The 20936-nt window shown below is 70.6% G+C and carries 20 protein-coding genes; 15 read left to right on the forward strand and 5 right to left on the reverse strand.

Features of this window, described 5'->3' with window-relative positions; translation table 11 throughout:
• Positions 1-81 precede the first annotated feature (81 nt).
• On the reverse strand, positions 82-615 hold the full coding sequence (locus ABZX37_RS41260; protein ID WP_354749148.1) for an NUDIX domain-containing protein: 534 nt from the start codon (positions 613-615) through the stop codon (positions 82-84).
• A gap of 41 nt (positions 616-656) precedes the next feature.
• Here ABZX37_RS41260 and dop point away from each other — a divergent pair, with 41 nt between their 5' ends.
• The 5 genes from dop (at position 657) to ABZX37_RS41285 (ending at position 5099) form a co-directional block, all read left to right on the forward strand.
• On the forward strand, positions 657-2159 hold the full coding sequence (gene dop, locus ABZX37_RS41265; RefSeq protein ID WP_354749150.1) for a depupylase/deamidase Dop: 1503 nt from the start codon (positions 657-659) through the stop codon (positions 2157-2159).
• Positions 2160-2248: 89 nt separating this feature from the next.
• Positions 2249-2443: a ubiquitin-like protein Pup gene (locus ABZX37_RS41270; RefSeq protein WP_037806475.1), complete on the forward strand. Its 195-nt coding sequence runs from the start codon at positions 2249-2251 to the stop codon at positions 2441-2443.
• A gap of 138 nt (positions 2444-2581) precedes the next feature.
• The gene (gene prcB, locus ABZX37_RS41275) at positions 2582-3445 is read left to right on the forward strand and encodes a proteasome subunit beta (RefSeq protein ID WP_344274179.1); all 864 of its coding nucleotides are present in this window, start codon (positions 2582-2584) and stop codon (positions 3443-3445) included.
• 61 nt (positions 3446-3506) lie between these two features.
• Complete coding sequence (gene prcA, locus ABZX37_RS41280; RefSeq protein WP_354749153.1) at positions 3507-4295, forward strand: proteasome subunit alpha; 789 nt, start codon at positions 3507-3509, stop codon at positions 4293-4295.
• 66 nt (positions 4296-4361) lie between these two features.
• Complete coding sequence (locus ABZX37_RS41285) at positions 4362-5099, forward strand: transglutaminase domain-containing protein (protein WP_354749155.1); 738 nt, start codon at positions 4362-4364, stop codon at positions 5097-5099.
• Here the strand turns inward: ABZX37_RS41285 and ABZX37_RS41290 are convergent.
• The 4 genes from ABZX37_RS41290 to ABZX37_RS41305 all read right to left on the reverse strand — a co-directional run bounded on the left by ABZX37_RS41290 (position 5078) and on the right by ABZX37_RS41305 (position 9816).
• Complete coding sequence (locus ABZX37_RS41290; protein WP_354749157.1) at positions 5078-6313, reverse strand: RNA polymerase sigma factor; 1236 nt, start codon at positions 6311-6313, stop codon at positions 5078-5080. The two genes, ABZX37_RS41285 and ABZX37_RS41290, sit on opposite strands and share 22 nt — an antisense overlap.
• A complete protein-coding gene (locus ABZX37_RS41295; RefSeq protein WP_116204978.1) occupies positions 6306-6656 on the reverse strand; it encodes a YciI family protein in 351 nt (116 codons plus the stop codon). The genes ABZX37_RS41290 and ABZX37_RS41295 overlap by 8 nt, the downstream gene beginning before the upstream one ends.
• Positions 6657-6765: 109 nt before the next feature.
• Complete coding sequence (locus ABZX37_RS41300; RefSeq protein ID WP_354749159.1) at positions 6766-8001, reverse strand: alpha/beta hydrolase-fold protein; 1236 nt, start codon at positions 7999-8001, stop codon at positions 6766-6768.
• Positions 8002-8319: 318 nt separating this feature from the next.
• On the reverse strand, positions 8320-9816 hold the full coding sequence (locus ABZX37_RS41305; RefSeq protein ID WP_354749161.1) for a phosphatase PAP2 family protein: 1497 nt from the start codon (positions 9814-9816) through the stop codon (positions 8320-8322).
• Between the two features lie 148 nt (positions 9817-9964).
• On the opposite strand from ABZX37_RS41305, the gene pafA reads away from it, so the two are divergent.
• The 10 genes from pafA (at position 9965) to ABZX37_RS41355 (ending at position 20889) form a co-directional block, all read left to right on the forward strand.
• Positions 9965-11323, forward strand: a complete 1359-nt coding sequence (gene pafA / locus ABZX37_RS41310; RefSeq protein ID WP_037806466.1) for a Pup--protein ligase — start codon at positions 9965-9967, stop codon at positions 11321-11323.
• A gap of 222 nt (positions 11324-11545) precedes the next feature.
• Positions 11546-12583 carry an oxidoreductase gene (locus ABZX37_RS41315; protein WP_354749215.1) on the forward strand — a complete coding sequence of 346 codons (1038 nt, stop codon included), beginning with the start codon at positions 11546-11548 and terminating at the stop codon, positions 12581-12583.
• 155 nt (positions 12584-12738) lie between these two features.
• Entirely contained in the window at positions 12739-13731 is a 993-nt protein-coding gene (locus ABZX37_RS41320; protein WP_354749163.1) for a WYL domain-containing protein, read from the forward strand.
• Entirely contained in the window at positions 13728-14708 is a 981-nt protein-coding gene (locus tag ABZX37_RS41325) for a YafY family protein (RefSeq protein ID WP_354749165.1), read from the forward strand. The genes ABZX37_RS41320 and ABZX37_RS41325 overlap by 4 nt, the downstream gene beginning before the upstream one ends.
• Before the next feature lie 9 nt (positions 14709-14717).
• Positions 14718-14930: a bacteriophage holin gene (locus ABZX37_RS41330; protein WP_344274208.1), complete on the forward strand. Its 213-nt coding sequence runs from the start codon at positions 14718-14720 to the stop codon at positions 14928-14930.
• Between the two features lie 37 nt (positions 14931-14967).
• Positions 14968-15285 carry a Sec-independent protein translocase subunit TatA gene (tatA, locus tag ABZX37_RS41335; RefSeq protein WP_344274211.1) on the forward strand — a complete coding sequence of 106 codons (318 nt, stop codon included), beginning with the start codon at positions 14968-14970 and terminating at the stop codon, positions 15283-15285.
• Positions 15286-15360: 75 nt separating this feature from the next.
• Positions 15361-16344 (forward strand): twin-arginine translocase subunit TatC, encoded by a 984-nt coding sequence (tatC, locus tag ABZX37_RS41340; protein ID WP_354749168.1) that lies wholly within the window; start codon positions 15361-15363, stop codon positions 16342-16344.
• Positions 16345-16346: 2 nt separating this feature from the next.
• Positions 16347-17237, forward strand: coding sequence for a YegS/Rv2252/BmrU family lipid kinase (locus ABZX37_RS41345; RefSeq protein ID WP_354749170.1), 891 nt, complete (start codon positions 16347-16349; stop codon positions 17235-17237).
• Positions 17238-17288: 51 nt separating this feature from the next.
• Complete coding sequence (locus ABZX37_RS41350; RefSeq protein WP_354749172.1) at positions 17289-20054, forward strand: DEAD/DEAH box helicase; 2766 nt, start codon at positions 17289-17291, stop codon at positions 20052-20054.
• A gap of 127 nt (positions 20055-20181) precedes the next feature.
• Positions 20182-20889 carry a DUF4333 domain-containing protein gene (locus tag ABZX37_RS41355; protein WP_354749174.1) on the forward strand — a complete coding sequence of 236 codons (708 nt, stop codon included), beginning with the start codon at positions 20182-20184 and terminating at the stop codon, positions 20887-20889.
• The last annotated feature ends 47 nt before the right edge of the window (positions 20890-20936 follow it).

Below are 20936 nucleotides of genomic sequence, written 5' to 3' on the forward strand. Positions count from 1 at the left end.
GGCTCACCGGCGTGAGGGGCCTTCGGCCTGTCACGCCGGTGAGCCCCCAAACGCCGGCGCGATCCCGCGGTGTGGTCCTGTTTAAAGAAGCTCGTGGTTGTCGTGGCGGCGGAACCATTCTTGGACGCCTGCGCGGCCGTCTGGGATGAAGGGCGGCTTGGGGTCTGGGGTGAAGACCCAGGTGCGGAGTTCTTCTAGCGGGATCCAGTGGCCTTCTACGATTTCTTCTGGCTGTAGGTGGATGGGGCCGTCCCAGCGGGCCTCGTAGGCGAAGTTGTGGCAGCGGATGGTGCCGTCGTCGTAGATTTTGGTGAACAGCGGTTCCGGGTCCACTCCGTGGACGCCTAGTTCTTCGGCTAGTTCTCTGCGGGCGCAGTCGGCGGGGGTTTCGCCTGCGGCTACTACTCCGCCTGCCCAGCAGTCCCAGGTGCTCGGGAAAGTGTCCTTGTCCGCGGTGCGGAGGTGCACGTAGACGTTGCGGCCGTCGCCCGATCGGACGAGGACTACGCCTGCGGCGTGCCAGAGTCCTTCTGCTCGGACGCGGGAGCGGAAGGCCTCGCCTACTGCGTGGCCTGCGTCGTCATAGAGGGCAACGAGTTCGTCACTGCCTGGCATGGGGGCATCGTCGCACGCGTCTAACCCGTAGGGTGGTGGGCATGCGTCGGATCATGGGAACCGAAGTCGAGTACGGCATCGCCGTGCCCGGGGACGCCACGGCGAACCCGGTGCTCACCTCGACTCAGGTGGTGCTGGCCTACGCCGCGGCTGCGGACATCCCGAGGGCGCGCCGGGCGCGCTGGGACTACGAGGTGGAGTCGCCGTTGCGCGACGCGCGCGGGTTCGACCTGACCGGGCCGGGCGGTCCGGGGCACGACCCGGACGTCGAGGACCTCGGCGCGGCGAACGTCATCCTCACCAACGGTGCGCGGCTGTACGTGGACCACGCGCATCCGGAATATTCGGCGCCGGAGGTCACGAACGCCCGGGACGCCGTCATCTGGGACAAAGCGGGCGAGCGGGTGATGGAGGAGGCCGCGTTGAAAGCGGCCACCGTGCCGGGGCAACCGCCGTTGCAGCTGTACAAGAACAACGTCGACGGCAAGGGCGCGAGCTACGGCACGCACGAGAACTACCTGATGCAGCGGTCGACGCCGTTCACCGCGGTGATCGGCGGGCTGACGCCGTTCTTCGCGTCGCGGCAGGTGATGTGCGGTTCGGGCCGGGTCGGGATCGGGCAGCAGAGCGAAGAAGCGGGTTTCCAGCTTTCGCAGCGCTCGGATTACATCGAGGTCGAGGTCGGGCTGGAGACCACGCTCAAGCGCGGGATCATCAACACGCGCGACGAGCCGCACGCGGACGCGGACAAGTACCGGCGGCTGCACGTGATCATCGGGGACGCGAACCTGTCGGAGTACTCGACGTATCTGAAGGTCGGGACGACGGCGCTGGTGCTGGACCTGATCGAGGCCGGCGTGCGGTTCGACGACCTGAAGCTGGACGAGCCGGTGCGGGCGGTGCACAAGATCAGCCACGACCCGACGCTGAAGACGAAGGTCGAGCTGGCGAACGGGAAGAAGTTCACCGGGCTGGACCTGCAGTTCGCCTACCACGAGCTGGCGTCGGCGAACCTCGAACGCACGGGCGCGGACGAGGCGTCGAAGGAAGTGCTGCGGGTGTGGGGCGAGATCCTCGACGCGCTGGCGCGGGATCCGCAGGAGTGCGCGGACCGGCTGGACTGGCCGGCGAAGCTGCGGCTGCTGGAGGGGTACCGGGAGCGGGACCAGCTGGCGTGGGGCGCGCCGCGGCTGCGGCTGGTGGACCTGCAGTATTCGGACGTGCGCCTGGGCAAGGGCCTGTACAACCGGCTGGTCACGCGGGGTTCGATGAAGCGGCTGGTCACGGAGGAGGAGGTGCAGGCGGCGATCACGAATCCGCCGTCGGACACGCGCGCCTACTTCCGGGGCCGGGCGCTGGAGAAGTACGCGTCGTCGATCGCGGCGGCGTCGTGGGACTCGGTGATTTTCGACGTGGGCCGGGAGTCGCTCGTGCGGATCCCGACGCTGGAGCCGTTGCGGGGGACGAAGGCGCACGTCGGGAAGCTGCTGGACGCGGCGGCGACGGCGGAGGAGCTGGTGGAGGCGATCACCGGTTCGGACTAGCGCGATCCCGGCGTTTCGGGCCGCTGGAAGGCCCTTTTCGTCGGTACCGCTGGGTAGGCTAGGGAACATCGGCCAGACCGGGAGGCGAGATGGCGCAGGAGAAGATCGAGAAGCACGGCGGCGGCGATTCCGACGAGGAGTTCGACGACGCCGGCGGGGCGGGCCAGGAGCGGCGGGAGAAGCTCGGCGAGGACGTGGACACGATCCTCGACGAGATCGACGACGTGCTGGAGGAGAACGCCGAGGACTTCGTCCGCGCTTACGTGCAGAAGGGCGGCGAGTAGCCGCCTGCCCGTCGCGGCCGTCCCGGATGCGGGGCGGTGCGGCGGGCGCGCTGGGCCGGAGGTTTCGCGCGGCGGCGCCGGGGGCAGGTTTGCCGGTGGCGTTGCCGGGCACGGGATAGATGGGAACCGAGAGCACGTATGGACAACACCTCCTCTGGGGCGGGTTTTTCCGGGCCCGGACTGCCGTCGGCCTACTTTTCGCCGGCGACGTCGTCGTTCGCGGATTTCGTGCGCGCGACCGCGCCGGAGCTGCTGCCCGCGCGGCGGGTGCCCGCGGGCGCGGGCGAGCTGAACGCGCCGCACGGCACCACGATCGTCGCGGTCGCGTTCGCCGGCGGGGTGCTGATCGCCGGTGACCGGCGGGCGACGTCGGGGAATCTGATCGCGAGCCGGGACATCGAGAAGGTGCACGTCACGGACGAGTACTCGGCGGTGGGCATCGCGGGGACCGCGGGGCTGGCCGTGGAGATGGTCCGGCTGTACGCGGTGGAGCTGGCGCACTACGAGAAGATCGAGGGCGTTTCGCTGTCGCTGGACGGCAAGACGAACAAACTGGCCGGGATGGTGAAGGCGAACCTGGAGATGGCGATGGCGGGCCTCGCGGTCGTGCCGTTGTTCGTCGGGTACGACCTGGAGGCCGAGGACGCGAAGCACGCGGGCCGGATCGTGTCGTACGACGCGGCGGGCGGGCGGTACGAGGAGCACGCCGGGTACGCGAGCGTCGGTTCGGGTTCGCTGTTCGCGAAGTCGTCGCTGAAGAAGCTGTACGACCCGGACGCGGATGCCGACGCGGCGGTGCGGACGGCGCTGGAGGCGCTGTACGACGCGGCGGACGACGACACCGCGAGCGGCGGGCCGGATCTGGTGCGGCGGATTTTCCCGAACGTCATCACCATCACCGCGGAGGACGGCGCGGTGGTGCTGCCCGCGGAGCGGACGGGTGCGGTGGCCGAGGCGGTGGTGGCCGGGCGCGCGGAGCGCAATCACCACCGGCCGGTCTGAGGCCGCCGATGTCCGCTGAATCAATGACTGCCGAGTTTTCGGAGAACGTGGAGCCGACACCGTGACGATGCCGTTGTATGCCTCTCCCGAGCAGTTGATGCGGGAGCGTTCCGAGCTGGCGCGCAAGGGGATCGCGCGGGGCCGGAGCGTGGTGGTGCTGAAGTACGCGGGCGGCGTGCTGTTCGTGGCGGAGAATCCGTCGGCGACGCTGCACAAGGTTTCCGAGATTTACGACCGGATCGGGTTCGCCGCAGTGGGCCGGTATTCGGAGTTCGAGAATCTGCGGGTGGCGGGGATCCGGCACGCGGATCTGAAGGGCTACCAGTACGACCGGCGGGATGTGAGCGCGCGGGCGCTGGCGAACGCGTACGCGGCGACGCTGGGCAGCATTTTCACCGAGCAGCTGAAGCCGTTCGAGGTCGAGGTGTGCGTGGCCGAGGTCGGGGCGACCGCGGCCGAGGACCAGCTGTACCGGTTGACGTTCGACGGGTCGATTTTCGACGAGTCGCCGTTCGTGGTGATGGGCGGGACGACGGAGCCGATCAGCACGAAGCTGAAGGACGTCGTGGATCCGGAGCACGATCTGCGCACGGCGCTGGCGACGGCGATCGAGGGGCTGCGGGCGACCGCGGCGTCGTCGAACGGGAACGGGTCGGCGGCCGAGGCGGAGATCAAGCTCGAGGTCGCGGTGCTGGACCGGGCGAAGCCGCGGCGGGCGTTCCGGCGGTTGTCCGGGGCGGCGCTGGAGGCGTTGCTGCCGGCGAAGGAGGAGCCTGCCGAGAGGCCGGACGACTCCGGCGAAGGCGATTCCGAGAAGGGCGCAGAGAAGGACTCGGGCGAGAAGGAATGACGTAACGCACTGTGGGCCGTCGGCGAATGTCGGCGGCCCACAGTCGTTTTCCGGAATACTGGCGTGGTGACGTGTGCGCTGGTGACCCCGTGGTGGCGTCGTCGTGCCGCCGGGGACAGTTCCGCCGGGGGCGGCGTGGTTCCGACGGCGATTCTCGACTGGCGCGATCCGCTCGTGCAGTCCCTGGTGCAGGAGACGGCAGCTGAGGACCGGCTTGCCGGATTGCGGGACGCGCACCGGATTATCGCCAGGTCGGTGCGGCCGGTGTACGCGGTGCAGGAGCGACAGCCGGTCTCGCGGACGCTGCGGCGCGGGCGAGGTTCGTGCAGTCAGCGCCTGGCGATTCTCGAAGGAGTCGCGCGGGCGCAAGGGGTTCCGACGCGGGTGCGGGGTCTCGTCGTGGACGGCCGGTTCTGGTATCCGCGGTTTCCCCGGCTGAAGTTCCTGGTGCCGTCGCGGGTCGTGGTGGCGTGGCCGGAGTTCCGGATCGCGGACGCCTGGGTTCCGGTCGGCGAGTTGTTCGGGTCGTTGACCGAGCTGGCGGCGAGTCCGGGATTCTCCAATGACAGCGGGGAAACGCTGTTCGACGCCGTGTCCCGCACCGCGATCGACTGGGACGGGATCACCTGCGACGTCGGCGGAGCATGCGACCTCTCCGCGACGGTGCTGGTGGACCTGGGGCGTTTCGATTCGCGCGACGACTTGTTCCGGCAGCACGGGCAAACACTGTCTGGACCGTTGACGACGCTCGTCGACCCGGTGCTCAGCCGGTGGGCACCACGTCAGAGTGCGTCGAGCCGCTGACGCAGATGGGCGCGCTCCGGCTCGGTTCCCGCGCTCTCCAACGCTTCCCGGTACGCCGCCGCTGCTTCGTGGTCGCGACCGAGGCGGTGCAACAGGTCTCCGCGAGCCGCAGCGTACGGGTGGTAGCCCTGCAGTCGAGGCTCGTCGGCCAAGCCGTCGAGGAGTTTCAACCCGGCTTCGGGTCCGTCGCGCATCGCCACCGCGGCCGCGCGGTTGAGCGCGACGACCGGAGTCGGCGTGAGCGTCAGCAGGATGTCGTACAGCGCAACGATCTGCGGCCAATCGGTGCTCGCGACATCCGGTGCTTCGGCGTGGAGCGCGGCGATCGCCGACTGCACGCCGTACGGCCCGGGAGGCCCTCCCGTGAGCGCGACCGGCACCAGCGCACAGCCCTCGTCGATCAGCGCCGCGTCCCAGGACGCCCGGTCCTGGTCTTCCAGCAAGACGAACTCGCCGTCCGGCCCGGTGCGGGCGGCGCGGCGGGCGTGAACCAGCAGCAGAAGCGCCAGGAGTCCGGTGATTTCGCGTTCGGCGGGCAGGAGGCGGTGCAGGATCCGCGCCAGCCGGATGGCTTCCTCGGCCAGGTCCGGACGCTGGATGTCCGGGCCGGAGCTGGCCGCGTAGCCCTCGGTGAACAGCGAGTACAGCACCTGCAGCACGCCCGGGAGGCGGGAGCGCAGCTCGTCGCCGGCTGGGACGCGGAACGGGATGCGGTGGTCGCGGATCCGGTTCTTGGCCCGCACGATCCGCTTCGCCATCGTCGCGGTCGGTACGAGAAACGCCCGCGCCACCTCGGGCGTCGTGAGCCCGGCCAGGCAGCGCAGCGTGAGCGCGAGCCGGTCCTCCGCGGCCAGCGCGGGATGCGCGCAGGTGAAGAACAGCTGGAGCCGGTCGTCGGGCAGGTCGCCGTCGGCTCCGGGCAGCGGGGGAGGATCGCTGCGTTCGGATTCCGCTTGCAGGACAGCGAGTTTCGCCGCGTACGCCTGGTCCCGGCGGAGCCGGTCGACGGCCTTGCGGCGCGCGGTCGTCATCAGCCACGCGCCGGGTTTCGGCGGGACGCCGTCCACCGGCCAGCGCACCAGCGCGGCCTCCACCGCTTCGGCGGCCACCTCCTCGGCGAGGTCGAGATCGCCGAAGCGGCGGACGAGCGCGCCGAGCAGGCGGCCGTGCTCCTCGCGGAACACGGCCGCCACGGACGCTCGCGCGTCAGGCATCGAAATCGGCGATCGGGCGCACCACGACCGAACCGTCGCGGGACCCGGGGCAGCGGGCCGCCCAGTCGAGCGCCGCGTCGAGGTCCGGCACGTCCAGCACGTAGAACCCGCCGAGCAGCTCGCGGGTTTCGGCGAACGGGCCGTCGGTGGTGATCGAACGCTCGCCGTCCGCGCCGACCCGCACCTTGGTCGCGGTCACGAGGTCGGCGAGCGACTCCCCGCTGACGAACACCCCCGCGTCCCGGACTTCCTTGTCGTAGGCCATCCAGTCGGCGGGCTCGCAGCCGGCGGCCCCGCCCTGCTCGGTGGCCGCGGAAGCGTGGATCAGCAGCAGGTACTTCATGGTCGGGCTCCTTCGTCGGTCAGCGCGGCCGTGGTGCCGCACTGACCTCACCACGAACGGCCCCCGCCCGGATGGACAGGGCCCCGGAAGATATTTCCGGGAAATCCGCTCAGGAGGAAGCAGGAGCGCTGCGGAAGTTCTGATCGGCGAAAGCGAGCATGTACGGAAGCGTCGCGCGGGCTGTGTGCCAGGTGTGGTTGAACCCGCGTTCGGCGTGCACCACGACCTCCTGGCCGCGCCGCTGCAGCGACCCGGCGATGCGGTGCGCGGTCGCGACGTCGGTCGGCGCGCCGGTGCCGACGGTCAGCATCACGGCGAGCTTCTGCGGGAACGGCATCGTCGGGATGTAGCGGCGCGGGGTGTTCGCCGCGATCGCTGCCTGGTTGCCGCCGAGGACGCCGACGGAGTCGTTCAGGTCGTCGTACGGCAGCGAGATCAGCAGCGTGCCGAACTCGTCGAGGTGGTGCAGGCCGATGTTCAGCGCGCCGAAGCCGCCGCCGGACATGCCGCCGAGCGCGCGGTGGCCGCGGTCGGGGAACGTGCGGTAGTGCTGGTCGACGGACGGCACGATGCTGCTGGCGAGATACGTCTCCAGCTGCGGCCCGCCCGGGACGTTCAGGCATTCCCAGTCGGTGCTCGGCCGGTTGGCGGTGAGGTCGACGCTCACGATGATCATCGGCTGGATCACGTGCGCGTCCTCGAGGCTCTGCAGCGTCTGCGGCGCGGAGCCGGACGTGAGCCAGTCGCGCGGCCCGCCGTAGGGGTAGCCGTGGATCAGGTAGACGACCGGGTAGCGCTTGGCCGCGTTCGCCGGGTCGTGGTAGCCGGCCGGGAGGATCACGTAGTTCTCGCCGTTCGCGACGCCGTGCGCCGGGTCGGGCACGTTCAGCACCTCGGTGCTGCCGTTGGCGTTGGACGGAGCCGCCGGGCGGGCGGCGGTGGGGGAGCTGCCGCTGTTCCCGCCGGTGGAGCTGCTCGCGGTGCTGGGGTCCGAGTCCTCGGCCGGATCGTCGCTGGTGCTGCGCAGCAGGGTGCCCGCGACGTTCATCGCGCCGGAACCGCGCTGCAGCAGCCTGCCGAGGTCGCTGGGCGTGCGGACGTAGCCGACGTAGCTGTTCACCGCGGTGATCGCGGCGAGCAGGAACAGCGCGGTCGCGCCGCTGATGCCCCAGCGGCGCGCGCGGCGGCGATGCGCGAGCGCGATGGTGACGGCGAGGACCGCGGCGGCGGCCCCGGCGAACGCGAGCCACACCAACGGGGATTCGAGCGGCCCGAGGTCCCTCGCCTGGGAGGTGACCGACGGGGGCAGGACCGGGTCGACAGCCTGCGGGAGCAGCCGCGTCATCCGCGGCCTGCCGCGGACGGGCAGCTCGGACCGCGGGTGGAAAGACGCACTGAGTAGACCCCTGCCGTGAACTGGTGCGGACACGACTGTCCGCACCTCGAAGATCACGCTAGGGACGGCTCGCTGTGGATTCGTTGAGAGAAGGTAAAGAAATGGTCAAGAATAGTTGCGGCGACGGCGAGCGGACGGTAAGCGCGCAGGTCAGAGCCGGGAGTGCCGGGCACGCAGTGGCGAAGAACTCGGTGCCCGGCCGACCGCGTCCGGAGGGACCTTAGGGCAGAACGCGGCCGGCCGTCACTGCTCGGTTCGTGACGGACGTCAGGAAGCGCTGTCCGGGTTGCGGTAGACGGTCAGCGCACTCGGCCGCGACCGGAACCGGAACTCCCGCCCGAGCGGCCCGACCTCGCCGTCGGTGGCGACCCGGCGGTTCCCGTCGAGCAGCCGGACGTGCAGCTCCGGCAGGTCCCGCTGCCGGTAGACGCGGCTCGCGTGCAGGCTGTTGGTGAGGCTCGCGAGCACGAACCGCAGCCGCGAGCAGCGCACGTCCGCCCGCACGTACCGGACGTCGAGCAGGCCGGTGTCGAGCGCCGGGCGCCGCGACGGCGCGAACCCCTTCGGCGCGTACGTGCCGTTGCCGACGAAGATCAGCCACACCTGCGTCGGCTTCCCGTTCAGCTGGACCCGCAGCGGTTTCGCGTGCCGCATGACGCGCACCAGCGCGATCGCCGCGGACGGCCACTTCGGGAACCGGGACTGCAGCTTCTCCCGCAGCCGCACCATTTCCGGGTACCCGCCGAGGCTGGCGGTGTTGACGAACCAGCGGTGCTCGGGCTCGCCGGTCCCGTCGATCTCGACCTCGGCCAGGTCGATGCCGACCGCGTGCCCGCCCTCGGTCGCCTCGTCCGCGTCCGGCATCGAACGGACTCCGATGTCGCGGGCGAAGTGGTTGAGCGTCCCGGCCGGGATCAGCGCCAGCGGCAGCCCGCGCTCGGCCGCGACCGACGCCACCGCCGCGACCGTGCCGTCCCCGCCCGCCACGCCGAGCGCGCGGACCGAACCGTGCGCTTCGATCTCGGCGGCGAGCTGCTCGCGCAGATCCCGCGACGGGTCCGGATAGATCAGCGACGCCTTCGGCCAGGCGTAGCGGACGTCCTCGGTCGGGTCCTGGCCGTTGACGCCCGAATGCGGGTTCACCAGCGCCAGCATGTCCTCGCCGTCGCGCATCTCCGGGGCCTGCGCCGAATGGGCGGTGCGGGCGCGCGCGTCCGGGTGCAGCGGCCACCAATGCCGGGTCAGCACCGCGACCCCGGTCCCGATCGCCAGCCCCGCCGCGACGTCGCTCGGCCAGTGCACCCCGGTGTGGACCCGCGAGTACGCGACCGCCCCGGCGAGCGGGAAAAGCGCGAGCCCGGCGCGGGGCGACTCCATCGCCACCGCGGTCGCGAACGCGGCCGCCGAAGCCGAATGCCCGGACGGGAACGACGACGAGGTCGGCCGTTTCCGCAGCTGACGGTGCGCGGGAACCTCTTCCTCGGCCGGACGGCGGCGCGGGAACAACGGCTTCGCGACCAGGTTCGCCGCGGCGCTCGCCCCCGCGATGGCGGCGATCCCGCGCAGCGCGCCCCGCCGCGCCGGGCCCTTCCGCACCGCCAGCACGGCCGCCACGCCCCACCAGAGCCGCGATTTGTCCGCACTTCGGGACAACGCGGTCACCACGTCGTCGGCGCGCGTGCGCCGCAGTGCCGCACTGCGCCGCATCAGCGCCCGATCCCGCCGCCCCACCTGCCGGAATGTCCGGCCGACCTGCTGGAACACTCTCGTCCACCTCCGCTGGCCGGGCCGGGCCCGCCACCGGCCCCGGCGACCGGTTTCCGCCGCATTGTCACCACTTGCAACGTACCGACCGCGTGTCGCCGCCCGAACGGCGCACCTTCCGCGGGGGTCCAGCGCCTACTCTGGTGGGATGCAGCGGCGGATCTTTGGCATCGAGACCGAGTTCGGGGTCACGTGCACCTTTCACGGCCAGCGCAGGCTCTCGCCCGACGAGGTCGCGCGCTATCTCTTCCGGCGGGTCGTCTCGTGGGGACGCTCGTCCAACGTGTTCCTGTCCAACGGCTCCAGGCTCTACCTCGACGTGGGCTCGCACCCTGAATACGCGACAGCCGAATGCGACGACCTGACCCAGCTCGTCACGCACGACAAAGCCGGCGAGCGGATCCTCGAGGACCTCCTCGTGGACGCCGAGCGCAGGCTCGCCGACGAGGGCATCGGCGGCGACATCTTCCTGTTCAAGAACAACACCGACTCCGCGGGCAACTCCTACGGCTGCCACGAGAACTACCTGGTCACCCGGGCAGGCGAATTCTCCCGGATCGCCGACGTCCTGCTGCCCTTCCTCGTCACCCGCCAGCTCATCTGCGGCGCGGGCAAGGTCCTGCAGACCCCGCGCGGCGCCGTGTACTGCCTCTCCCAGCGCGCCGAGCACATCTGGGAAGGCGTCTCCAGCGCCACCACCCGGTCCCGGCCCATCATCAACACCCGCGACGAACCCCACGCCGACGCCGAGCGCTACCGGCGCCTGCACGTCATCGTCGGCGACTCCAACATGGCCGAGCCGACGACGATGCTGAAGGTCGGCTCGGCGCACCTGGTGCTCGAGATGATCGAGGCCGGGGTGCAGTTCCGGGACTTCACGCTGGACAACCCGATTCGGGCGATTCGGGAGATCAGCCATGACCTCACCGGTCGTCGGCAGGTTCGGCTGGCCGGCGGGCGGGAGGCTTCGGCGCTGGATATTCAGCGGGAGTATCACGCTCGGGCTGTGCAGCATTTGAAGGAGAACGGGTCTACTCCTGCTAATGAGCGGGTTGTGGAGTTGTGGGGGCGGGCGCTCGAGGCTGTTGAGGAGCAGGACTTCAGCAAGATCGATACTGAGATCGACTGGGCGATCAAGCATCGGCTGGTGGAGCGGTATCGGGCCAAGCATGATCTTGATTTGTCCAGTCCGCGGGTGGCTCAGTTGGATCTCGCCTATCACGACATTCGGCGCGGGCGGGGGATTTTTGACCTGCTGCAGCGGAAGGGGCTCGTACGGCGGGTTACTGATGACGGGGAGATCGAGGCCGCGAAGGATACTCCGCCGCAGACTACTCGGGCGAAACTGCGCGGGGACTTTATTGCGGCTGCGCAGGCTGCTGGGCGGGACTTTACGGTGGACTGGGTGCATTTGAAGTTGAATGACCAGGCACAGAGGACTGTGTTGTGCAAGGACCCGTTTAGGTCTGTTGATGAGCGGGTGGAGCGGCTCATCGGGTCGCTGTAATTTGGCGCCGGCTCCGCCGTCGCGTGCGTGATCGCCTTTAAGCCGGCGTCTGGAGGGGCAGTACACCCGGCCTGGGGGCCGTGCGCACTGCCCCTCCAGACGCCGACGCGATCCCGCGTGGCACTCAAGCGAGCGGATAAGCGCCGGAGCTCCAAGCAGGAAACGTTGTTGCGGGGGAGAGAACCGACGAAAGTTGTCGGGGGCGTGCGGCAGGATCTGCGCATGCGCGGGTTTCGGGCGGTTCTGGTTCTCATAGCGGTGCTGTCGGTGGCTTTGGGCGGGGTTGCTGCGGCATCCTCGCTGCCGTCGTGGCGGGTTTTGCCTACGGGCACGACGGCGCAGTTTCGTGGGTTGTCCGCGGTCAGTGAGCGGGTCGCTTGGGTTAGCGGGACTCAGGGCACTGTGTTGCGGACTGTTGACGGCGGTCGCAACTGGACTTCAGCGGGTCCGCCTGACACCGGCAAGCTTGAGTTTCGTGACATCGAGGCCTTTGATGCTGACCATGCCGTAGTGCTGTCGATCGGACCCGGTGTGGATTCGCGGATCTATCGCACCGACGATGGCGGGAAGAGCTGGCGGCAGACGTTCAGCAATCCCGATTCCGCGGCGTTCTACGACTGTCTGGCCTTCTTTGATCCCTGGCGCGGGCTTGCGATGAGCGATCCGGTCAACGGGAAGTTCCGGGTGCAGGCGACCTTTGACGGCGGGCGCAGTTGGCGGCAGGTTCCGGACGACGCGTTTCCGCCCGCGGAGGCCGGAGAAGCCGGGTTTGCCGCCAGTGGGCAGTGCATCACTACGTCTGGGCCGTTTGATGCGTGGCTTGCTACTGGCGGTGGGCCGCACGCGCGCGTTTTGCACTCTGGTGATGGCGGGCGGCACTGGGCTGCGTCTGTGACGCCGTTGCCCAGCAGCGCGTCGGCTGGGGTGTTCGCGGTTGCGTTTCGCACGCCGTGGCAAGGGGTTGCGATTGGCGGGGACTACGCCAATCCGACTGCGCCTGGACCGGCGGTCGCGGTGAGCCGCGACAGCGGGCGCAGCTGGCGTACGCCGCCGGAGCATCCTGCTGGGTATCGGTCCGGGCTTGCTTGGCGTGGTGGGACGGTGCTCGCCGTGGGACCTGGTGGGAGCGATCTGAGTCGTGACGGTGGGCGGCATTGGGTCTCGTTCGACACGGGCAGTTTTGACACCGTTGATTGCACGTGGTTCGGCGCGTGTTGGGCCAGCGGGGTCAAGGGGCGGGTGGCGAAGTTGGTTTCGTGAGGGGGAACCCGATCCGGGGTGGAGTCCGTGTGGAACGGCGGTGGGTGACGGGGCGGGGGCGGAGGGGCCGTTCGCACCCACCGGGGCTGACCAGGCGCGACGCGCGCGGGGCGGACCTCGCGATGGCCGGCAGCGGGGAGAGCTAGAGTCGTCTGGTGTCCACCGCACGCGCCGAACGGCTGGTCAACCTTGTGCTGGCCCTGCTCTCCACCCGGCAGTACCTCACCGCGGAGCGGATCCGCGGGATCGTTCCGGGGTACGCCGAGGCGGCCAGTGACGACGCCTTTTTTCGCACGTTCGAGCGGGACAAGACCGAGTTGCGCGAGCTGGGGATTCCGCTCGAGACCGGGCGCAACTCCGTATTCGACCCGGTCGAGGGGTATCGGATCGCTCGTCGCGACTACGAGCTCGGCGAGATCGATCTCGCGCCGGACGAAGCCGCGGCGGTGGGGCTCGCGGTCCGGCTTTGGGACTCGCCGGAGCTGACCGGGCAGGCGCAGGGTGCGCTGGTGAAGCTGCGGGCGGCCGGGGTCGAGGTCGACGACCAGGCGCCGACGGTGATCGAGCCTCGGGTGCGGGCGGAGCCGGCGTTCGCGCCCATGCTGGCTGCCGTCCAGGCCGGGCAGGCGGTTCGGTTCGAGTATCGGCGCAGCGGGTCGCCGGAGCGGCGGATTCGCACGCTCGAGCCCTGGGGCGTCGTGTCCTGGCGGGCTCGTTGGTATGTCGTGGGGCATGACCGGGATCGCGACGCGACCCGGTGTTTTCGGCTTTCGCGGGTGACCGGGAAGGTTGTCGCGATCGGGAAACCTGGCGCGGTCGCCAGGCCCGAGGGTGTCAATTTGATGCAGTTGGTGTCGGTGACGGGCGGCAGTGAGGATCCTGCTCCTGTGACGACTGCTCGGCTGTGGATCGCGGACGGGCGGGCCGCGGGGGTGCGCCGTCGCGGGGACGTGGTGGGGCGCGAGATCGTCGCGGGCGAGGAAGGCGACGTGATCGAGATCGGGCTGTACTTCCCGGAATCGGCCGCCGACTGGATCGCGGCGCAGGGGCCGGACGTGCTCGTGCTCGAACCGGACGTGCTGGCCAAGTCCGTGCAGCACCGGCACGAGGCCGTGCTCGCCCGCGTGGAGCAGGGGAGCGTGCGATGAGCGCTTCCGGCGAACGCATGCCGAGACTGCTCGCGCTCGTGCCGTACCTGCTGGCCCGCCCCGGCATCCGGATCGACGAGGCCGCCCAGGACTTCGACGTCACCCCGCGCCAGCTGCGCAAAGACCTCGAGCTGCTCTGGATGTGCGGCCTGCCCGGCTACGGGCCCGGCGACCTCATCGACCTGTCCTTCGAAGGCGACACCATCGTCGTCACCCACGACGCCGGGATGAGCCGCCCGCTGCGCCTCACCGGCGGCGAGGCCACCGCGATGCTGGTCGCGCTGCGCGCGCTCGCCGAAACCCCGGGCGTGGCCGACGGCGACGCGGTCCGCCGCGCCATCGCCAAAATCGAGGACGCCGCCGGACAAGCCCGCCCGGCCGGAGTCGTCGTCGGGGGAGGCGTGCGCGAAGGAGCCCGCGCCGCCCGCACCCGCGAGACCGTCGCCGGCGCGCTGCAGGAAGGCCGCGCGCTGCGGATGCGCTACTACACCGCCTCGCGCGACCAGATCACCGAACGCACCGTCGACCCGATGCGGCTCGTCATCGTCCAAGGCGTCGGCTACCTCGAAGCGTGGTGCCGGCGCGTCGAAGGCGTCCGGCTGTTCCGCCTCGACCGGGTGGACGCGCTCACCGTATTGGACGAACCCGCAGCTCCGCCCGCCCACGCGCGGCCCACCGACCTGTCCGACGGCGTCTTCTCCGCCCGTCCCGATCAGCGGGTCGCCCATCTCGTCCTGGACCCCGACGCCCGCTGGGTCGCCGAGTACTACCCCTGCGAGGAACTCGACGAACTCGACGGCGGACGGCTGCGCATCGCCATGCGCTACAGCGACGAGCCCTGGATGGTCCGGCTCGTGCTCAGCCTCGGCGGGGAAGCCCAGGTGGAGAGCCCCGCCACACTCGCCGAGGCAGTCGGTCGCCGAGCGGCCGACGCCGTGGCGCGTGCCCGTCATCTCGCGTCCATCTCCGACCGATAAGGTGGTTTGGTGCCGTACCTGCCCGTCTATGTGCTGCTCGCGGCCGGCCTGCTCGTCCTGGCCCTGCTGCTGGTACGGACCGCCGGAGTCTTGCGCCGCTTCCGCCGCACCATGAGCATGGTAAGTGCGGACACCCACGACCGGACCGGACTCATCCGGGCCCGGTCCGCGGCACTCCGTGTGGCCGTGGCCGAACGCCGCCCGGCGGCCGGCAACAAGTAACATCAGCACAGACCCCAGACAAGGAGGGCAGACGACCATGAACGCGCTGCAGCCGTGGCACATCATCGTTCTGGTGCTCGTGGTGGTTCTGCTGTTCGGAGCGAAGCGGCTCCCGGACGCGGCCCGGTCCATCGGCAAGTCCATGAAGATCTTCAAGGCCGAGACCAAGGACCTGACCGGCGAGCAGAAGGCCGAAGCCGAGGCCGAATCCGCCGACACCCGGCACATCGCCGCTCCCGCGCCCGCGCAGACCGCGCAGGACAAGCAGGTCGCCGACCTCCAGCGCCAGCTCGACGAACTGAAGAAGCAGCAGGCGGCCGCCCCGGCCGACCAGCCGCAGAAGAACGCGAGCTGACCCTCCGCGCGCACCACCCGGTCCCCGGTCCACGGCGGCGCGCCGTGGCGGGCTCTGACGAGAACGGAACGACCAGTGGCGGAAGCCGCCAACGGCAACGGAAGCCGGTCCAGCAAGCGGACCCGGCGCAGCCGCCGGAAGAACCCCGACGGCACGATGACGCTCATCGAGCACATCTACGAGTTCCGCCGCCGCCTCGGCTGGGCGGTCGTTTTCATCGTCGTCGGCGCGATCTTCGGGTTCATCTGGTTCGAGCAGCGGCTCGGCCCGATCCCGTCGCTGGGCGACATCATGACGCATCCGTACTGCGCCATCCCGGCCTCGCAGCGCTTCGCCGGCGACCAGCCCGGCTGCCGCCTGCTGCAGACCGTTCCGTTCGAAGCGTTCATGATCCGCCTCAAGGTCGGCGTCGCGGCGGGCGCGGTCCTGCTCTCGCCCGCCTGGCTCTACCAGATCTGGGCGTTCATCGCCCCCGGCCTCTACGCCAAAGAGCGCCGGTACGCGATGATCTTCGTCAGCTTCGCCTCGGTGCTCTTCGCCGCCGGCGCGGTGCTGGCCTACCTGCTCGTCCCGCACGCGCTGGCGCTGCTCGCCGGCTTCGGCCAGGACCAGTTCGTCACCGCGCTCACCGCGGACAAGTACATCTCGTTCATCCTGTCGCTGCTGGTGATCTTCGGCGTCAGTTTCGAGCTCCCGCTGCTCGTCGTGATGCTCAACCGCGTCGGCGTGCTCAAGTACCAGCAGCTCAAGCGGTGGCGCCGCGGCCTCGTGTTCGCGCTGTTCGTGTTCGCCGCGTTCGCCACCCCCGGCTCGGACCCGTTCTCGATGCTCGGCCTCGCCGGCGCGCTCACCCTGCTGTTCGAGCTGTCGATCCAGATCGCCCGCTTCCACGACCGCAAGCTCGACCGCGGCCGCCACGGCGAGGGCTGGGACCAGCTCGCCGACGACGAGGCCGCGCCGTTCAACTACACGCCGAGCACCGCCGACGGCGAGGAACCCACCGCGCAGAGCCCGTCGACCGGCCGCTCGAGCTCCGGCTCGACCGACGACATCACCTGACCGTGGGCCTGAACGCAGCACTGGCCGTGCACCCGGCCTCCGGGCGCGGCGCGGCCGCCCGCATCGCCGAGGCGGTCGCGGCGCGGCTCCGGCCCGCCGTCGACCGGCTCGACCTCCTCACCGCCACCAGCGTCGAGGAATCCCGCGCGCTCATGCGGTCCTCGCACGCCGAAGGCCTCGACGTGCTCATCGTGCTCGGCGGCGACGGCGCGGCCCACCAAGGCGTCCAGTTCTGCGCCGACCACGGCGTCGCCCTCGGCCTCGTCCCCTCCGGCACCGGCAACGACTTCGCCCGCGCTCTCGGCATCCCCGCCGACCCGCGCGCCGCCACCGACGCCCTCGCGAGAGCGCTGCAAGCCGGGCACCGCCGCCGCGTCGACCTCGGCCGAGCCGGCGACACGTGGTTCTCCACCGTGCTCTGCGCCGGATTCGACGCCGCCGTCAACGCCCGCGCGAACGCGATGCGCTGGCCCGCCGGCCCCCGCCGCTACGACCTGGCCATCCTCGCCGAACTCGCCGCGTTCCGGCCCAGCCCGATCGTCGTGCACACCGACGACGGCGTCCTCTCCGGCGAGACCAGCCTCATCGCCGTCGGCAACACCCCGTACTACGGCGGCGGCATCCCGATCTGCCCCGACGCCACCCCCGACGACGGGCTCTTCGACGTCACCGTCATCGGAGCCCCCGGCCGCGCCCGCCTGCTGCGGATGCTGCCGCACCTGCGCACCGGCGAACACGTGCACAAGCCCAGCGTCGAAACCTTCCGCACCCGCACCCTCCGCATCGAAGCACCCGGCTGGCCCGTCTACGCCGACGGCGAAGACCAAGGCCAGACGCCGGTCGAAGCGGTCTGCGTGCCCTCCGCGCTCACGGTCGTCGCCCCCGCGCCGTGACCGGCGGCACGCCGCGTGCGGAATGTCGGTGGCATATGAAACCCTGACCGGGTGGCCACTAGCCCTTCACCATCGCCGGCCGAGGCCTACGCTGCCTCCCGTCGCCGCGCCAAGCACCCCCAGCTGACCCGGTTTTCCGCCGAATCGGCCTTCGAATTCGACGATTTCCAGATCCGCGGCTGCGAAGCGCTCGAGGAGGGCCACGGCGTCCTGGTCTGCGCCCCCACCGGAGCCGGCAAGACCGTGGTCGGCGAGTTCGCCGTCCACCTCGCCCTCGCCGAGGGCCGCAAATGCTTCTACACCACGCCGATCAAGGCGTTGTCGAACCAGAAGTACGCCGACCTCGTCGAGCGCTACGGCAACGACGCCGTCGGCCTGCTCACCGGCGACACCTCGATCAACGGCAACGCCCAGGTGGTCGTCATGACCACCGAGGTGCTGCGCAACATGCTCTACGCGGGCAGCTCCTCGATCCCCGAACTCGGCTACGTCGTCATGGACGAGGTCCACTACCTCGCCGACCGCTTCCGCGGCGCGGTCTGGGAGGAAGTGATCCTCCACCTGCCCGACCACGTCCGCGTCGTCGGCCTGTCCGCCACCGTCAGCAACGCCGAGGAATTCGGCGAATGGCTCGTCGAGGTCCGCGGCGACACCACCGTCGTCGTCGACGAGCACCGCCCGGTCCCGCTGTGGCAGCACATGCTCGTCGGCAACCAGCTGCTCGACCTGTTCGCCGGCCAGAATGAAGCCGACCCGGGGGAGCAGCTGCGGATCAACCCCACGCTGCTGCGCAAAACCGACGACATGGGCCGCTTCGCGCCGAACTTCCGCGGGCCTCGCGGCGGCCGCCGCGGAGCCCCGCCGCGCGGGCCCAGGTTCCGGCCCCCGTCCCGGGTCGACGTGACCGAACGGCTCGACCACGCCGGGCTGCTGCCCGCGATCGTGTTCATCTTCTCCCGCGCCGGCTGCGACGCCGCCGTAGCCCAGTGCGTCCGCTCCGGCCTGCGGCTCAACGGCCCCGAACAGGTCGAGGAGATCCGCCGGATCGTCGACGCCCGCACCGCCGAACTGCCCGAGGGCGACCTCGGCGTCCTCGGCTACTGGGAATGGCGCGAGGCGCTCGAACGCGGCTTCGCGGGCCACCACGCCGGGCTGCTGCCCGCGTTCAAGGAAACCGTCGAGGAACTGTTCGTGCGCGGCCTGGTCAAGGTCGTGTTCGCGACCGAAACCCTCGCGCTCGGCATCAACATGCCCGCCCGCACCGTAGTCCTCGAACGGCTCGTGAAATACAACGGCGAGGCGCACGTCGACCTCACCCCGGGCGAATACACCCAGCTCACCGGCCGCGCCGGCCGCCGCGGCATCGACGTCGAAGGCCACGCCGTCGTCTCCTGGCAGCCCGGCGTCGACCCGAAGGCCGTCGCCGGCCTCGCCTCCACCCGCACGTACCCGCTGCGCTCCTCGTTCCGCCCCGGCTACAACATGGCGGTCAACCTGGTCGCCCAGGTCGGCGCGGACGCGGCCCGCGACCTGCTGGAACAGTCCTTCGCGCAGTTCCAGGCCGACCGGTCGGTCGTCGGCACCGCGCGGCGGATCGAACGCAACAAGGAAGCCCTCAAGGGCTACACCGACGCGATCTCCGGCGACTTCGAGCAGATGCTCGAGTACGTCGAGCTCCGCGCGCAGATCTCCGCCCGCGAGAAGACCCTGTCGCGGCAGAACACCTCCTCCCGCCGCGCCGAAACCGCCCAATCGCTGGAGAAGCTGCGCAAGGGCGACGTCATCCCGGTCCCGGCCGGCCGCCGCGCCGGGCTCGCGGTGGTCGTCGACCCCGGCCTCGACCCGATCCGCGAACCGCGGCCGGTCGTCGTCACCGAGGACCGCTGGTCCGGGCCGCTGTCGGTCGCCGACTTCCCGGCCCCGGTCGAAGCGCTCGGCCGGATCAAGCTGCCCAAGCACATCGAACTGCGCTCGCCCAAGACCCGCCGCGACATCGCCTCGTCGCTGCGCAACGCCGGCATCGCCCTGCCCGGACGCCAGCGCCGCCGCACCGCGGCCGCCGACGACGCCGAACTCGTCTCGCTGCGCCGCGCCCTGCGCGCCCACCCGTGCCACGGCCTCGCCGAACGCGAGGCCAACCTCCGCTGGGTCGAGCGCTACCAGCGGCTCTCCGCCGAAACCGAACAGCTCGAACGGAAAGTCGCGGCCACCACGCACTCCCTGGCCCGCGCGTTCGACCGGATCCTGCGGCTGCTCGGCGAACGCGGCTACGTCCGCCCCGGCGACGGCGAGGACCGCGTCACCGAACACGGCCGCCGCCTCACCCGCCTCTACAGCGAATCCGACCTGCTCGCCGCCGAATGCATCCGGCACGGCGTGTGGACCGGCCTCGGCCCGGCCGAACTCGCCGCCGTCGTGTCCACGCTCGTGTTCGAAGCCCGCCGCGACACCGCGGGCGAACCCCGGCTGCCCGGCGGCGCGGTCCCCGGCGCGTGGCAGGAAACCAGCAGGCTGTGGGTCGAACTCACCGAGGACGAACGCCGCCACCGCCTCGACCGCACCCGCGAACCCGACGCCGGCTTCGCGTGGCCGGTCTACCGCTGGGCGCGCGGCGAATCCCTGGAGAAGGTCCTCACCGCGGCCGAGACCAACGGGCAGGAGCTCTCCGCGGGCGACTTCGTCCGCTGGTGCCGCCAGGTCATCGACCTGCTCGACCAGGTCCGCGACGTCCTCGGCAAGGAGGACCCGGTCGGTTCGGCGGCGGCACAAGCGGTCCGGGCGCTGCGCCGCGGCGTCGTGGCCGCGGGCGCGGCATGACCGCGAGGGCACACCTTAGTAGCGACTGCGCGCGGACACGTGTGCCAGGTCCAGACCTGTGGTTGGATCGCGCACGACACCCCCGGCCCGGCCCGCGGGTGCGGACACACGAAGGCGGAGGCCAACGATGAGCACGCCGTATGGCGGCAACGACCCGCGGCAGCAGCCCCAGTACGGGCAACAGCCCTACGGCCAGGACCCGCAGTACGGGCAGCAGCCGGGCGGCGCGTACCCGCAGAGCGGGCCGCAGCAGCAGCCGTACCCGTCCCAGCAGTACGGGCAGCAGCCCTACGGTCAAGACCCCCAGTACGGGCAGCAGCCGGGCGGCTACCCCCAACAGCAGCAGCCCCAGCAACCCCAGTGGGGCCAGCAGCCGCCGCCGTACGGGCAGCAGCCGCAACAGCCCTACGGCCAGCAGCAGTACGGCGAACCGCAGCAGCAGTACGGCGGCCAGCAGCCCGGCCAGTACGACTACGGCCAGCCCGGCGGGGCCGCGCCGGAATCCTCGGGCGGGTCGAAAAAGGGCCTGTTCATCGGGATCGGCGCGCTCGTCGTCGTGGTGGCCGTCGTCGCGATCCTCGGCTTCGTCGCGCCCGGCTTCTTCAAGACCCAGGTCTTCAACAACAACCAGATGCAGACCGACGTCGCGAAGATGCTCACCGACACCTACAAGATCCAGGGCGTCAGCGGAGTCACCTGCCCGGCCGAGCAGAAGGTGGAGGACGGCGCGAAATTCGAATGCACCGCCACCATCAACGGCAAACCGCAGCAGGTGCCGATCACCGTCAAGGGCACCGACGGCAATTACGAGGTTTCGCCGCCCGCCGCCAAGTGACGCCATTCAATTCAGTGGCGATCTCGGGGCCGCCCCGGCGATGATCG

The organism is Amycolatopsis sp. NPDC004079 (assembly GCF_040610415.1).
Taxonomy (GTDB): domain Bacteria; phylum Actinomycetota; class Actinomycetes; order Mycobacteriales; family Pseudonocardiaceae; genus Amycolatopsis; species Amycolatopsis halotolerans.

Coding starts and splice junctions, on each gene's coding strand:
- ABZX37_RS41295 (WP_116204978.1), bottom strand. CDS start 6,656: ATGAAGTACCTGCTGCTGATCCACGCTTCCGCGGCCACCGAGCAGGGC.
- prcB (WP_344274179.1), top strand. CDS start 2,582: ATGGACAACACCTCCTCTGGGGCGGGTTTTTCCGGGCCCGGACTGCCG.
- ABZX37_RS41260 (WP_354749148.1), bottom strand. CDS start 615: ATGCCAGGCAGTGACGAACTCGTTGCCCTCTATGACGACGCAGGCCAC.
- ABZX37_RS41300 (WP_354749159.1), bottom strand. CDS start 8,001: ATGACGCGGCTGCTCCCGCAGGCTGTCGACCCGGTCCTGCCCCCGTCG.
- tatA (WP_344274211.1), top strand. CDS start 14,968: ATGAACGCGCTGCAGCCGTGGCACATCATCGTTCTGGTGCTCGTGGTG.
- ABZX37_RS41270 (WP_037806475.1), top strand. CDS start 2,249: ATGGCGCAGGAGAAGATCGAGAAGCACGGCGGCGGCGATTCCGACGAG.
- ABZX37_RS41355 (WP_354749174.1), top strand. CDS start 20,182: ATGAGCACGCCGTATGGCGGCAACGACCCGCGGCAGCAGCCCCAGTAC.
- ABZX37_RS41315 (WP_354749215.1), top strand. CDS start 11,546: ATGCGCGGGTTTCGGGCGGTTCTGGTTCTCATAGCGGTGCTGTCGGTG.
- ABZX37_RS41325 (WP_354749165.1), top strand. CDS start 13,728: ATGAGCGCTTCCGGCGAACGCATGCCGAGACTGCTCGCGCTCGTGCCG.
- pafA (WP_037806466.1), top strand. CDS start 9,965: ATGCAGCGGCGGATCTTTGGCATCGAGACCGAGTTCGGGGTCACGTGC.
- ABZX37_RS41290 (WP_354749157.1), bottom strand. CDS start 6,313: ATGCCTGACGCGCGAGCGTCCGTGGCGGCCGTGTTCCGCGAGGAGCAC.
- dop (WP_354749150.1), top strand. CDS start 657: ATGCGTCGGATCATGGGAACCGAAGTCGAGTACGGCATCGCCGTGCCC.